This window comes from Methylobacterium sp. Leaf108 (genome assembly GCF_001423265.1).
Taxonomy (GTDB): domain Bacteria; phylum Pseudomonadota; class Alphaproteobacteria; order Rhizobiales; family Beijerinckiaceae; genus Methylobacterium.
In genome coordinates this window covers 46586-60578 of record NZ_LMND01000009.1, presented here as the reverse complement: position 1 = coordinate 60578, position 13993 = coordinate 46586, and the positions used below count along the sequence as shown (strand labels likewise).

At 69.9% G+C, this 13993-nt stretch carries 10 protein-coding genes, 1 tRNA gene, 2 pseudogenes and 2 riboswitches; of the genes and pseudogenes, 8 read left to right on the top strand and 5 right to left on the bottom strand.

Features of this window, described 5'->3' with window-relative positions:
- Positions 1–62: 62 nt before the first annotated feature.
- From ASF39_RS22620 to gcvP, 6 genes and pseudogenes are all read left to right on the top strand, one after another.
- Positions 63–840 (top strand): annotated as a pseudogene (locus tag ASF39_RS22620) (hypothetical protein); the annotation flags it as partial.
- A 1000-nt stretch (positions 841–1840) separates the two neighbouring features.
- Positions 1841–2501: pseudogene (locus ASF39_RS22270) on the top strand (calcium-binding protein); the annotation flags it as partial.
- A gap of 449 nt (positions 2502–2950) precedes the next feature.
- Positions 2951–3025, top strand: a tRNA-Gly gene (locus tag ASF39_RS07700).
- A gap of 250 nt (positions 3026–3275) precedes the next feature.
- Positions 3276–3376: riboswitch (glycine riboswitch) on the top strand.
- A gap of 1 nt (position 3377) precedes the next feature.
- Positions 3378–3474, top strand: a riboswitch (glycine riboswitch).
- Between the two features lie 57 nt (positions 3475–3531).
- On the top strand, positions 3532–4689 hold the full coding sequence (gcvT, locus tag ASF39_RS07695) for a glycine cleavage system aminomethyltransferase GcvT (protein ID WP_056282467.1): 1158 nt from the start codon (positions 3532–3534) through the stop codon (positions 4687–4689).
- Positions 4690–4718: 29 nt separating this feature from the next.
- Complete coding sequence (gene gcvH, locus ASF39_RS07690; protein WP_056282464.1) at positions 4719–5081, top strand: glycine cleavage system protein GcvH; 363 nt, start codon at positions 4719–4721, stop codon at positions 5079–5081.
- Positions 5082–5222: 141 nt separating this feature from the next.
- Positions 5223–8069 (top strand): aminomethyl-transferring glycine dehydrogenase, encoded by a 2847-nt coding sequence (gcvP, locus tag ASF39_RS07685; RefSeq protein ID WP_056282461.1) that lies wholly within the window; start codon positions 5223–5225, stop codon positions 8067–8069.
- Positions 8070–8148: 79 nt separating this feature from the next.
- Here gcvP and ASF39_RS07680 read toward each other — a convergent pair whose 3' ends face one another.
- A complete protein-coding gene (locus ASF39_RS07680; RefSeq protein ID WP_056282456.1) occupies positions 8149–9315 on the bottom strand; it encodes a phosphoserine transaminase in 1167 nt (388 codons plus the stop codon).
- Positions 9316–9555: 240 nt separating this feature from the next.
- Here ASF39_RS07680 and ASF39_RS21735 point away from each other — a divergent pair, with 240 nt between their 5' ends.
- The gene (locus ASF39_RS21735; protein ID WP_165700235.1) at positions 9556–9732 is read left to right on the top strand and encodes a hypothetical protein; all 177 of its coding nucleotides are present in this window, start codon (positions 9556–9558) and stop codon (positions 9730–9732) included.
- A gap of 13 nt (positions 9733–9745) precedes the next feature.
- On the opposite strand, the gene flgH is transcribed toward ASF39_RS21735, so the two are convergent.
- The 4 genes from flgH to flgF are packed head-to-tail and all read right to left on the bottom strand — an operon-like array spanning position 9746 to position 13148.
- Positions 9746–10495 (bottom strand): flagellar basal body L-ring protein FlgH, encoded by a 750-nt coding sequence (gene flgH / locus ASF39_RS07675; RefSeq protein ID WP_056282453.1) that lies wholly within the window; start codon positions 10493–10495, stop codon positions 9746–9748.
- 41 nt (positions 10496–10536) lie between these two features.
- The gene (gene flgA / locus ASF39_RS07670) at positions 10537–11577 is read right to left on the bottom strand and encodes a flagellar basal body P-ring formation chaperone FlgA (RefSeq protein WP_055883070.1); all 1041 of its coding nucleotides are present in this window, start codon (positions 11575–11577) and stop codon (positions 10537–10539) included.
- 23 nt (positions 11578–11600) lie between these two features.
- Positions 11601–12392 carry a flagellar basal-body rod protein FlgG gene (flgG, locus tag ASF39_RS07665; RefSeq protein WP_055883072.1) on the bottom strand — a complete coding sequence of 264 codons (792 nt, stop codon included), beginning with the start codon at positions 12390–12392 and terminating at the stop codon, positions 11601–11603.
- Positions 12393–12407: 15 nt separating this feature from the next.
- Complete coding sequence (gene flgF, locus ASF39_RS07660; protein WP_056282449.1) at positions 12408–13148, bottom strand: flagellar basal-body rod protein FlgF; 741 nt, start codon at positions 13146–13148, stop codon at positions 12408–12410.
- A 293-nt stretch (positions 13149–13441) separates the two neighbouring features.
- On the opposite strand from flgF, the gene fliL reads away from it, so the two are divergent.
- Positions 13442–13945 (top strand): flagellar basal body-associated protein FliL, encoded by a 504-nt coding sequence (fliL, locus tag ASF39_RS07655; protein ID WP_056282447.1) that lies wholly within the window; start codon positions 13442–13444, stop codon positions 13943–13945.
- The last annotated feature ends 48 nt before the right edge of the window (positions 13946–13993 follow it).

Genomic DNA, 13993 nt, shown 5'->3' with positions numbered 1-13993 from the left:
TGACCGTTGGGATCACGGCGACGGACGGGGGTGGCGCGACGTTCACGAAGGACTTCACGATCGTGGTCAACGACGTGGACGAGGCGGCGACCGGGGCGGCGACGCAGACGGTGGCGGTGGAGCAGGGGGCGGTCGATGCGCCCCTGGCGATCCAGCCGCTGGTCGACCCCGACGGGACGGCGCTCGCCTACACGGTCACGGCGCTCCCCACCTCCGGGACGGTCCGCCTGAACGGCCAGCCGCTCGCCCTGGCCAGCGTCCTCACCGGCGCCCAGCTTGCCGCCCTGGTCTACACGGTGCCCGACGACGGCGCCGCGGGAACCCTCGGCTTCACCTTCAACGACGGCGCCGAGCGCGTCCTCACGATCAACCTCGATGTGCAGGCCGGGGTCTCGGCGACCTACGACGGCACGGCCGGGGTCGACCGGCTCGACGGYGCGGCGGGCGACGACCGGGTCAACGGCCTGGCCGGCGACGACGTACTGCTGGGCGGYTCGGGCAACGACACCCTCGACGGCGGGCTCGGCGCGGACGCGATGCGCGGCGGCACCGGCAACGACACCTACGTCGTCGACGATGCCGGCGACCGGGTGGTCGAACTCGACGGCCAGGGCAACGACCTCGTGCTGTCCGCGATCTCGTTCAACCTCGGCGGACAGAACGCCGAGAACCTCACCCTYACCGGCACCGGCGCCACGACCGGCATCGGCAACTCGCTCGCCAACGTCCTCACCGGCAACGGTGGCGCCAACGTCCTCAACGGGCTCGGCGGGGCCGACACCATGATCGGCGGGGCGGGCTCGGACATCTACTACGTCGACGACGCCGGCGACCGCGCCANGTCCGATGACTGGCAAGACTCTCCGCATCGAACAGATCGGGCACCGGCAACGACACCTACGTCGTCGACGATGCCGGCGACCGGGTGGTCGAACTCGACGGCCAGGGCAACGACCTCGTGCTGTCCGCGATCTCGTTCAACCTCGGCGGACAGAACGCCGAGAACCTCACCCTYACCGGCACCGGCGCCACGACCGGCATCGGCAACTCGCTCGCCAACGTCCTCACCGGCAACGGTGGCGCCAACGTCCTCAACGGGCTCGGCGGGGCCGACACCATGATCGGCGGGGCGGGCTCGGACATCTACTACGTCGACGACGCCGGCGACCGCGCCAYCGAGGCCACCGGGGCCGCGGGCACCGATCTCGTCTACGCCGCGGTGTCGTACTCGCTCGCCGGCTCGGACCTGGAGAACCTYACCCTGACCGGCGGGGGCAACCTCAGCGGGACCGGCAACTCGCTCGCCAACGTGATCACCGGCAACGGCGGCGCCAACGTCCTCAACGGGCTCGTCGGGGCCGACACCATGTCCGGTGGGGCGGGGGCCGACACCTACTACGTCGACAATATCGGCGACCGCGCCCTCACCGGCAACGGCGGCGCCAACGTCCTCAACGGGCTCGTCGGGGCCGACACCATGTCCGGTGGGGCGGGGGCCGACACCTACTACGTCGACAATATCGGCGACCGCGCCATCGAGGCCACCGGGGCGGGCACCGATCTCGTCTACGCCGCGGTGTCGTACTCGCTCGCCGGATCGGACCTCGAGAACCTGATCCTGACCGGCACCGGCAACCTCAACGGGACCGGCAACTCGCTGGCCAACGTCCTCACCGGCAACGGCGGCGCCAACGTCCTCAACGGCGGTCTCGGGGCCGACACCATGTCCGGCGGGGCCGGGTCCGACACCTACTACGTCGACAACGTCGGCGACCGCGCCCTGGAGGCCAACACCAAGCTCGACGGCACGGCGCGCGGCGGCATCCTGGTGGCGCTGGCNGCCAACGTCCTCACCGGCAACGGCGGCGCCAACGTCCTCAACGGCGGTCTCGGGGCCGACACCATGTCCGGCGGGGCCGGGTCCGACACCTACTACGTCGACAAYGTCGGCGACCGCGCCCTGGAGGCCAACGGCGCCGCGGGCACCGATCTCGTCTACGCCKCGGTGTCGTACTCGCTCGCCGGAGCGGAACTGGAGGCCCTGGTCCTCACCGGCGCCGGCAAYCTCACCGGCACCGGCAACTCCATCGCCAACACGCTGACCGGCAACGGCGGCGCCAACGTCCTCGACGGCCAGGGCGGCAACGACCTCMTGACCGGCGGCGCCGGGGCGGACACCTTCGTGTTCAGGACGGCGCTGGGCCGGCAACGACCTCCTGACCGGCGGCGCCGGGGCGGACACCTTCGTGTTCAGGACGGCGCTGGGCCCGAGCAACCTCGACCGGATCACCGACTTCTCGGTCATCGACGACACGGTGCAGCTTGCGCGCAGCGTCTTCACGGCGCTGGGAGCCGGTCCCCTGGCCGAGGCGGCGTTCAAGGACCTCTCCACCGGAGCGGCCGATGCCGGCGACCGCATCCTCTACGACAAGGCGACGGGGGCCCTGTCCTACGACGCCGACGGCAGCGGCCTGGCCTCGGCCGCGGTGCGGTTCGCCACCNCTCCACCGGAGCGGCCGATGCCGGCGACCGCATCCTCTACGACAAGGCGACGGGGGCCCTGTCCTACGACGCCGACGGCAGCGGCCTGGCCTCGGCCGCAGTGCAGTTCGCCACCATCGACACCAAGGCCGCCCTCACGCACCTCGACTTTTTCATCGTGTGACGGGCGGGGTCACCCGACCCTCCGCGCGCTCGCCCGAGCGCAAGGAGCGGATCGGGTGCGACCCTGCCGCGACCGGCACCGCCAGCCCGGGCATCCGGACGCTCCCAAGCGTCCGGATGCCCGTCTCGGCTGTCACCGCCCCGCGGAACCCGGCCGGTGACGGTTCGGCATGGGAGACGGTATCGAAGCCGGCTTCGGCACCGACGGACCCTGCTGCCTATGCCGATAGGGAGCCCGGAAGGGCGTTGACACGAGACGCCTAAACCGTTCATGAGGCATCGTGCTGCGGGCGTAGTTCAGTGGTAGAACGTCAGCTTCCCAAGCTGAATGTCGTCGGTTCGATCCCGATCGCCCGCTCCATCGCGTCATGCCCGATCGTGGCCCTCGGACACGCCATTTGCCGATCCGGTTTCGACCATCGGCCGGACGGTGTTTCCGAGTTCCCGTCTCCCAGTTTGCTTGGGTCGCCACCCGCGGGGGATACCGTCCGGCCCGCCCGGAGGGTGACCGCCGGTCTGGCAAGGCGTCTCGTCGACCTTGCTCGGGTCGATGTCCGGCAAACGCCGGGGTTGCATCAACCCGGACGACGTGACACCTTGACCGCGTCCGATACGACGATGCGGGAGAGCCCAGGCGAACGTTGCGTTCGTCATGGCGCCGACGGAGCAACCACCCCCGGAAACTCTCAGGCACAATCACCGCAATCGTTGGACAATCTGGAGAGAGGCGCCTGAGGGCGTCCACCGAAGGAGAAATCCCGGCGTCGTTTTGGCGTCCGGGAGAAGCTCTCAGGTAACCGCGACAGATGGGGGCAACCGGAACGCTCGTCCGAGCAGTCCGGAGCCTTTCGTGTGCGGGGTTTTCCGATGCAGCCGTCTGCGGCCTCCAGTCCCGGCGATTCCGTCCTTCGGACGCCGCTCTATGCCCTCCACGGTCGCCTCGGCGCGCGCCTGGTCCCCTTCGCGGGCTACGCGATGCCGTTGCAGTATCCGGCCGGCGTCCTCGCGGAGCATCTCCACACGCGGGCGTCGGCGGGATTGTTCGACGTCTCGCACATGGGACAGATCGCGGTGACGCCGCGCTCGGGCGACATCGCCGATGCCCTGCGCGCCCTCGAGGCCCTGCTGCCGGTCGACCTGCTCGGTCTCGCGCCCGGTCGCCAGCGTTACGGCCTCTTCACGAACGAGGCCGGCGGCATCCGCGACGACCTGATGGTCGCCCATCTCGGGGATTGCCTGATCCTCGTCGTCAACGCCGCCTGCAAGGCCGCCGACGAGGCCCACCTGCGATCCTGCCTCTCGCAGGTCTGCCACGTCGCGCGCCTCGACCGGGCCCTGATCGCGCTGCAGGGCCCGGCGGCGGTCGTCGCCCTCGCGGCCTTCGCCCCGGAGGTCGCCGACATGCGTTTCATGGACGTCCGGCGGGTCGTCGTCCTCGGCGCCGAGGCGATCGTGACGCGCTCCGGCTACACCGGCGAGGACGGGTTCGAGATCTCGCTGCCCGCGGATGCGGCGGAGCCGGTCGCCCGGGCGTTCCTGGCGCAGGACGGCGTCCGGCCGGTCGGTCTCGGAGCCCGCGATTCGCTGCGGCTGGAGGCGGGGCTCTGCCTCTACGGCGCCGATATCGGGCCCGACACCGATCCGGTCGAAGCCGGTCTCGCCTGGGCGATCCAGCCGGCGCGGCGCGCCGGGGGGACACGCGCGGGCGGATTTCCGGGAGCGGAGCGGATCCTGTCGGCCCTCGCATCGGGTCCCGCCCGCCGCCGCGTCGGGCTGCGGCCGGAGGGGCGGTTGCCGGTGAGGGCAGGGGCTCCGCTCTTTGCCGGCGCCGACGATGATGACGCGATCGGCGCCGTCACCTCGGGCGGCTTCGGCCCCAGCGTCGGAGGCCCCGTGGCCATGGGCTACTGCGCGGCGGCCCATGCGGACGTCGGGACCCGCCTGTTCGCCGAGGTGCGCGGCCAGCGCGTTCCCGTCGCCGTCGCGACGCTTCCCTTCGTCGCCGCGGGCTTCAAGCGCCGCTGACCCTTCCTTTCCAAGCCGAGGAGCGAACGATGCTGAGATTCACCGACGAGCACGAGTGGCTGCGGGGCGAGGGCGACATCGCCACCGTAGGTATCACGGCCCACGCGGCCGAGCAGCTCGGCGACCTCGTCTTCATCGAGCTGCCGAAGGTCGGGGCCAGGCTGACGAAGGGCCAGGCCGCGGCGGTGGTGGAATCGGTCAAGGCGGCCTCCGACGTCTACGCGCCCCTCGACGGTACCGTGACCGAGGTCAACGCCGCGGCGGTGGAAGACCCGACGGTCGTGGGTGGCGACCCCCAGGGTGCCGGCTGGCTCTACCGCATGCGCCTCGACGATCCCGCCGCCCTCGGGGCGCTGATGGACGAGGCCGCCTACGCGGCTTTCCCGAAGTAGGCGGCGCCCTCCTCCCCCACGAATCCCGCGCGTCTGCGAGATCCGCACGTCCGTCGCCCAAGGTCCGAAGGTCCGACTTGGGTGGGGGGCGGGGCGTGCGATCCGCTTGCCGTCGTTCCTTCCCGATCACGAGGCATCCCCATGAGCGATGACCGCTACGATCCCTACGATTTCGCCAATCGCCGTCACATCGGTCCCACGACGGCCGAGATCGGCGAGATGCTGGCGGTGGTCGGTGCGCCGAGCCTGCACGCCCTCATCGACGAGACCCTGCCCGCCGGCATCCGCCAAGCGGAACGGATCGATTTCGGGCGTTCGCTCACCGAGCGGCGGGCGATCGAGCGCATGCGCGAGATCGCGAACAAGAACCGCCTCCTCGTTTCGCTGATCGGCCAGGGCTACCACGGCACCACGATGCCGCCGGTGATCCAGCGCAACATCTTCGAGAACCCGGCCTGGTACACCGCCTATTCGCCCTACCAGCCCGAGATCAGCCAGGGCCGGCTCGAGGCCCTGATCAATTTCCAGACCCTGGTCTGCGACCTCACCGGCCTCGACGTCGCCAACGCCTCGCTCCTGGACGAGGCCACCGCGGCGGCCGAGGCGATGGGGATGGCCAGACGCATCGCTTCGAGCGAGGCCGACGCCTTCTTCGTGGACCGCGATTGCCTGCCGCAGACCATTGCGGTGCTGCGGACGCGGGCGGCACCGCTCGGCTGGCGCATCGTCGTGGGCGATCCGGCCACCGACCTCGACCCCGGGGCGGTGTTCGGCGCCGTCTTCCAGTATCCGGGCGTCGGCGGGGCGATCCACGATGTCTCCGATGCCATAGCCCGGTTGCACGCGGCCGGGGCCGTGGCGGTGATGGCCGCCGATCCCCTGGCGCTGACGCTGCTGAAGCCGCCCGGCGAGATGGGTGCCGACATCGCCGTCGGCTCGATGCAACGCTACGGCGTGCCGATGGGATACGGTGGCCCGCACGCCGCCTACATGGCCACGCGGGACGCGCACAAGCGGACCCTGCCGGGACGGCTCGTCGGCGTCTCGGTGGATGCCCGCGGCAACCGCGCCTATCGGCTGGCCCTGCAGACCCGCGAGCAGCACATCCGGCGCGAGAAGGCGACCTCGAACATCTGCACGGCGCAGGTGCTCCTGGCCGTCGTCGCCTCGATGTACGCCGTCTTCCACGGTCCGCGCGGGCTGCGCGCCATCGCCGACAGGGTCCATCGCGACGCCGTCAGGCTCGCACACGGCCTCGCCAGCTTGGGCTTCACCGTCGCGCCGACGCATTTCTTCGACACCATCACCGTGGAGGTCGGGGCGTTCCAGGGGCTCATCCTCCGGCAGGCGGTCGCCAACGGCGTCAACCTGCGCAAGGTCGGCAACGACCGCATCGGGATCACCGTGGACGAGCGCACCCGGCCGGACATCGTCCAGGCGGTGTGGCGTGCCTTCGGCGGCGAGCATCTCGTCTACGACGAGGCATGGCCGACCCCGCGCCTGCCCGCGGACCTGGTACGGACCTCCCCCTACCTCACCCATCCGATCTTCCACATGAACCGGGCCGAGAGCGAGATGACGCGCTACATGCGCCGCCTCGCCGACCGCGACCTGGCGCTGGATCGGGCGATGATCCCGCTCGGCTCCTGCACGATGAAGCTCAACGCCACCGCCGAGATGCTGCCGATCTCCTGGCCCGAGTTCTCGGAGATCCACCCCTTCGTGCCGACGAATCAGGCGGCCGGCTACCACGAGATGATCGACGACCTGTCGGAGAAGCTCTGCGCGATCACCGGCTACGACGCGATCTCGATGCAGCCGAACTCCGGCGCGCAGGGGGAATACGCGGGCCTGCTCGCCATCCGGGCCTGGCACCTGTCACGGGGGGAGGGGCACCGGGACGTCTGCCTGATCCCGTCCTCGGCCCACGGCACCAACCCGGCCTCGGCGCAGATGTGCGGCATGAGCGTCGTGGTGGTGGGGGCGGACCCGCAGGGCAACGTCGACATCGACGACTTCCTGGCGAAAGCCGACCAGTACCGGGACCGCCTCTCGGCCTGCATGATCACCTATCCCTCGACTCACGGCGTGTTCGAGACGCGGGTGCGCGAGATCTGCGACATCGTCCACGAGCGGGGCGGGCAGGTCTACCTCGACGGCGCCAACCTCAACGCGCTCGTCGGTCTCGCCCGCCCCGGGGACATCGGCGCCGACGTCAGCCACCTCAACCTGCACAAGACCTTCTGCATCCCCCACGGCGGCGGCGGACCGGGCATGGGGCCGATCGGCGTCAAAGCGCACCTGATCCCGTTCCTGCCGGGCGATCCGCGCACCGGCGAGGAGGGAGCGGTCTCGGCGGCGCCCTACGGCTCGGCCTCGATCCTGCCGATCTCGTGGAGCTACTGCCTGATGATGGGCGGGCGCGGCCTCACGCAGGCGACCCGCGTCGCGATCCTCAACGCCAACTACATCGCCCGCCGGCTCGAGGGCGCGTTCCAAGTCCTCTATGCGGGGCAGAACGGCCGCGTCGCGCACGAATGCATCATCGATGTGCGGCCCTTCCAGAAGAGCGCCGGCGTCAGCGTCGACGACATCGCCAAGCGCCTGATCGATTGCGGTTTCCACCCGCCGACCATGAGCTGGCCGGTGGCGGGCACGCTGATGATCGAGCCGACCGAATCGGAGACCAAGGGCGAGATCGACCGCTTCTGCGACGCCATGCTGGCGATCCGCGAGGAGATCGGCGCCATCGAGACGGGCCGGATGGACCGCCAGAACAACCCGCTCAAGAACGCGCCCCACACGGTGCAGGATCTCGTCGGCGCCTGGGAACGCCCGTATTCGCGCGAGGCCGCCTGCTTCCCGGCGGGATCGCGCGGCATCGACAAGTACTGGCCGCCGATCAACCGCGTCGACAACGCCTACGGCGACCGCAACCTGATGTGCTCCTGCCCACCGCCGGAGACCTACGTGAAGGCCGCGGAATAGCCGCCGGGACGACCGCCTCGCGCGCGCCGCCGCATCCCGGACGATGCGGCGGCCGTCGTTCCGGCCGTCAGGCCGCCTTTCAGGCCGCCTTGGCGAACTTGGCCTTCTCCACGGCGAAGGCCCAGTCGAGCCACGGCGTCAGGGCCTCGAGGTCGGATGCCTCCACGGTGGCGCCGCACCAGATCCGCAGGCCTGCGGGCGCGTCGCGATACGCCCCGATGTCGTAGGCGACGCCTTCGGCGTCGAGGGTGTCGGCGATGCCCTTGGCCACCGCCGCGACGGCGGCGTTGCCGTGGGCGAGGACGTCGGGATCGGCGATCACCAGGCACACGCCGGTGTTGGTGTAGGTCGCCGGATCGACCGCGAGATGGCCGATCCAGGGGGTACGCGCCACCCAGTCGTGGATGACCTTGGCGTTGGCGTCGGCCCGTGCGTGGAGCGCGTCGAGCCCGCCGATGCTCTCCGCCCACGCCAGGGTGTCGAGGTAGTCCTCGACCGCCAGCATCGAGGGCGTGTTGATGGTGTCGCCCTTGAAGATGCCCTCGATCAGCTTGCCGTCCTTGGCCATCCGAAACACCTTCGGGATCGGCCAGGCTGGGGTGTTGGATTCGATGCGGGCGACCGCTCGGGGCGAGAGCACGATCATGCCGTGCGCGGCCTCCCCGCCCATCACCTTCTGCCAGGAGAAGGTCACGACATCGAGCTTGTCCCAATCGAGCGACATCGCGAAGGCGGCCGAAGTCGCGTCGCAGATGGTGACGCCCTCGCGGTCGGCCGCGATCCAGTCGCCGTTGGGCACGCGCGCGCCGGCGGCGGTGCCGTTCCACGTGAAGATGACGTCGTTGTGCCGGGTGTCGATCTTCGACAGGTCGGGAACGGTGCCGTAGGGCGTCTGGTGGACGATGGGCGAAATCTTCAGCTCGTGCAGCGCATCGGTGACCCACTCGGAACCGAAGGCTTCCCAAGCCGCGACCTCGACGGTCCGGGGGCCCAGCATCGACCACATCGCCATCTCGACGGCGCCGGTGTCGGAGGCCGGAACGATGCCGATCCGGTAGTCGGCCGGCACGCGCAGCACCGTACGGGTGAGGTCGATCGCCTGCTTGAGCTTGGCCTTGCCCACGGCGGAGCGGTGCGAGCGCCCGAGGGCGGCGTTCTCCAGGGCCTGCACCGTCCATCCGGGACGCTTGGTGCAGGGGCCGGAGGAGAAGTTCGGCACGCGGGGACGCTGATCGGGTCGGTTCATGATGCGTCATCCTTGCAGATGAAAGCTCCTCGTTGGGGAGGAGTGGCCCGTCGTCGCCAATGAACCCGCCCCGTCGAATAAGCAAGATGCGCATCGCCTCGCACCGTAGGGCGGCTCGTGCCTGCGCCAGTGGGCCGCCGCACGATCTCGGCCCAACCACGGCGTCACAAGCTCGGCCGGAGGAACATTGATTCCTCGTTCCGGCTTGCCCGTAGAGACAGTCTTTACAGGAAGCCCATCATGAACAGCGACGTCCTCATTCCAGTCCTGGCCATCGCGACATTGGCCATCGTCATCGCGGTCGCTTTGTGGCAGCGGGCCCGTGTCGCGCAATCCAGGAACGATCCCAAGCGGTCGGCCTTCACGCAAGCCCATGGCGAGGCCCCGCGTCCGAACCGTCCGGGCACCGAGCACTGAGCGCGGGCGTCGATCAGAACGGCAGCAGCACGTCCACGAGCTGCTGACCGTAGCGCGGCTGCTGCACGTCGGTGATCTGGCCGCGGCCACCGTAGGCGATGCGTGCCTGGGCGATCTTGGTCGATTCGACCGTGTTGTCCGACTCGATGTCCTCGGGTCGGACGACGCCGGCCACCACGAGTTCCCGGACCTCGAAGTTGATCCGGATCTCCTGCTTGCCCTCCACCACGAGATTGCCGTTGGGGAGGATCTGCGTGACGATCGCCGCGATGCTGGTGGTGACGGTCTCGTTGCGCTGGACCGATCCGGCGCCTTCGCTCGTCGTGTCGGAGGTGCCTCTCACGAGCGACGACGGGTCGATGCCGGCAGCGAGGACGGCCTTGTTGCTCTCCAGGCCGAAGGCGTTGGGAAGTCCGACGTTCTCGGAGTTGGTGCGCGACCGCTTGGTCTCGTTGTTGAGGTTGGCCCTGTCGGTGACGTTGACCTTGACCGTCACGAGGTCGCCGATCCGCGCCGCACGCTGGTCCTTGAAGAACGCCCTCGAGCCGGTGCGCCACAACGAGTTCGGAGCATAGGACACCGGCTGCACGTCCGGCATCGGCAGCCGCACCGGCTTGTATCCGGCCTGGGCGGTGGGATCCTCGATGGCGGAAAGCGGCGGCGTCGCCCCGATCTGCGACAGGCGGTCGACGGTGTTGCAGGCACCGAGGGCGGCGCATGCGACGAGGATCGCGGTGGCGCGGATCGAACGGGATGCGGTCATCGGACTACCGGATGGGAGGACAGCGAAGGGCATCGGGACCGTCAGCGCGCCGGATCGAGGGCGGCACTGGCCTGGCGCACGGGGGCGGCCGGCCCCACGGAGACACGGCCGGGACCGATCACGGTGCCCGTCACCACTTTCTTCGAGATCGGGTTGGTGACGCCGACCATGCCGCCGAGCTTGCCACTCTCGTTGGCGAGGCCGCGCAGGGACAGGTTGAGGCCCGGGCTGTCGAAGACCAGGGTCACCGCCTCGCCGCGGGTGACGAGATCGGGCGGGGCCACGTCGCCCGAGCGCAGCACGGCACCGGCGCCGAGGGTCCGTAGCGCCACTTGCCCGAACAGGTTCGCCGTCCCCGCCTGGGCGTCGGCGGGCGTCGCCTCGCGCGGACGCCGCTCGATGGCGACGTCGGCCGCGGTCACGGCTTCGCCCCGGTTGAGCGCGCGGCCGAGCACCACGACCTCGCGGATCTCCACGATCTGCCCGGACACCCGCAACGAGGCCTGGCGGTCGCCGAGCGTGATCAGCGCCGCCACCCGCTTCAGGCGTGGGTCGTAGGTGAGGTCCATGGCGGTCGCCTGCCCGTCGAGGTCGAGCGGCGCGAGCAGGACCGGCGATTCCCCGTCGAGGCGCAGGGCCAGGCTGCGGCTCTCCAGGCCGTAGCCGGATTCGAGGGCGCGCTTGATCGCGGCCTCGATCTCGGTGGCGCCGACGCGGCGGGCGGCCCTCTGGACCGCCACCTGGACGCGGCCGCCGGTCTCGATCTCGCCGAGCCCGAGCCGGGCCACGGCCTCGGCGATGCGCCGGGCCTGGATGGTGCCGGATGCGCCGAGCGCCGGTGCCCGGAACAGGGGGTGGCGCGCCGCCTCGGCACCTGCCCCCTCGAGGAGGTCGCCGAGCATCAGCACGTCGCCCTTGGCGGTGACGTCGCCGCGCAGCCGCAGCCGGGCCGGCTCGGCCAGGACCGGCAGCGCGATGAACCCGAGGATCGCCAGCGCCAGCAAGGTGCGCAGCACGACGCCCGCCCCCAAGGGAATGACGCGGGGACGACGGACCTGCCGGACGGGCTTGAGGACGTACATGGTGGCAACCCTCAACGGAGCGATCAGCTACGGAACATCTGCGAGGTGGTGGAGAGCATCTGGTCGGCGGCGGTGACGACCTTGGAGTTCATCTCGTAGGCGCGCTGGGCCGCGATCAGCGACGAGATCTCGGTCACCGCGTTGACGTTGGCCTCTTCGAGGTAGCTCTGCTGCAGGTTGCCGAAGCCCTCCGCCCCGGGCAGGCCGGTGATGGCGGGGCCCGAGGCCGCGCTCTCGACGAACAGGTTGTCGCCGATGGATTCGAGGCCGACCTTGTTGACGAAGCGCGAGAGCTGGAACTGTCCGAGCGCCTGAGGCGCGGTCTGGCCCGGCACCGTCGCCTGGACCGCGCCCTGCGCGCTGATGGTCACGCTGGTGGCGTTGTTGGGCACCTGGATGCCGGGATCGACCAGATAGCCGTCGCGGGTGACGAGCTGCCCCTGCGCGGAGAGGTCGAACGAACCGTCGCGGCTGTAGGCGAGGCGGCCGTCCGGCATCGTCACGCGGAAGTAGCCCTCGCCGCGGATGGCGACGTCGTAGTCCTTCTCGGTGCTCGACAGCGTGCCCTGCGACATCACCCGGGCGGTCGAGGTCGTCTTGACGCCCGAGCCGATGGCGAGGCCGGCGGGAAGCTGGGTGTTCTGGTCGGAGGTCGAGGAGCCGGCCCGGCGCAGGTTCTGATAGAGCAGATCCTGGAAATGCGGCTGCTGGCGCTTGTACCCGGTGGTGCGCAGGTTGGCGATGTTGTTGGAGATGACCTGGACGTTGAGTTCCTGGGCCGCCATGCCGGTGGCGGCGGCGTAGAGGGCGCGCATCGCTCAAAGCTCCTTCTAAGCGACGTCGGCGAGGCGGCGGATCGCCGTGCCGCGCAGCTCGTCGAGGCGGGACACGATGCCCGAGACCATCGTGTAGGTGCGGTTGACGTCCATGAGGCGGGTCATCTCGATGACCGCCTTGACGTTGGAGCGCTCGAGCGCCCCGGATTCGAGGCGCCCCGCGAGGCCGGCCGGCTGGGGCGGTGCGTCGGCGGCATAGAGGTTGGTGCCCTCGTTGCGCAGGGCCTGCGGGTTGGCGAAGGTGACGAGGCGCACCCGGCCGCGGATACCGAGGTTGGTCGAGACCGTCCCGTCCGGGCCGATGGCGATTCCCGTCTCCTGCGGACCGATCTGGATCGGGCCGCCGTCACCCTGCACGGGATAGCCGTCGCTGGTGACGAGGGTGCCCTGCGCGTTGGTCTCGAAGGCGCCGTTGCGGGTGAAGCGGTCTCCGGCGGGGGTCCGCACCACCAGGAAGGCCTCGCCGCGAACCGCCACGTGGAGCGGGTTGCCGGTCTGCTCGATCGGCCCCTGGGCGAGGTCGAGGGCGGTGCCCTGGTCGATGACGTAGGAGAGGCGCCGGTCCGGCCGCTGGAACGAATCCGCGCTCGCCACCGGCATCAGGTACTCCTGGAAGCGGCTGTTGCGCGACTTGAAGCCGTTGGTGGAGACGTTGGCCATGTTGTTGGCGATCACCTCCAGCTCGCGCTGGAGCGCCATCTGGCTCGAGACTCCCACGAAGAGGGCGTTTTGCATCGGTCGACCAAGCCTCAAGCCGCAGCGGCACCAACCATCAGCGCATGGGCCGTGCCACGATCGGACGATCCAATTTCCTTTGACTTATGAATGGTTTGATGGACGCTCGAGATGAAACGGAGGGGGGACGCCCCGGTGCCTACGGCAGATCCGACCCGGCAGCTTTTGCCGCTTTAACGACACGTTAACCCCCACGATCGATATCTTGAGCCTCGGAGCGGGCGCGGTGTGCCTCGCACAAGCCGGCCTCCTTAATCGGTCGGCATCGTTCGTTTCGTCCGGGGGCGCGTCAGATGGCCAAGAAGCCGAAGAAGGCCCCCGCCGAGGGCGAAGCCGCTGAGGGCGAGGGCCCGGTCAAGTCGAAGAAGAAGCTCATCGTCATCGCGGCTGCGGTACTGCTGCTGGCGGGCGGCGGCGGCGGTTTCTTCCTCATGAAGAAGAAGTCCGCCGAGGCGCATCCCGACCCGGCCGCGGTCGTCAAGGTACCGGTCGTCTTCCTCGACGTGCGCGAGATGCTGGTGAACCTCAGCAGCGAGCCCGGCCAGGACAAGGCCCGCTTCGCCAAGCTCAGGATCGCCCTCGAACTGAAGGATGCGAAGGTCGAGGGGGAGGTAAAGCCCCTGATGCCGCGCATCGAGGACACCTTCCAGGTCTACCTGCGCGAACTGCGCGCCACCGACCTCACCGGGTCGGCGGGCATCTATCGCCTGCGCGAGGAGCTGCTGCGTCGGGTCAACGTCGCGATCCATCCGGCCCGCGCAGAGGCCGTTCTGTTCAAGGAAGTGGTGGTCCAGTGACGACCCTCGCCATGGCCCGTGCCGATCTCCATCCCCTCGGACCGATCC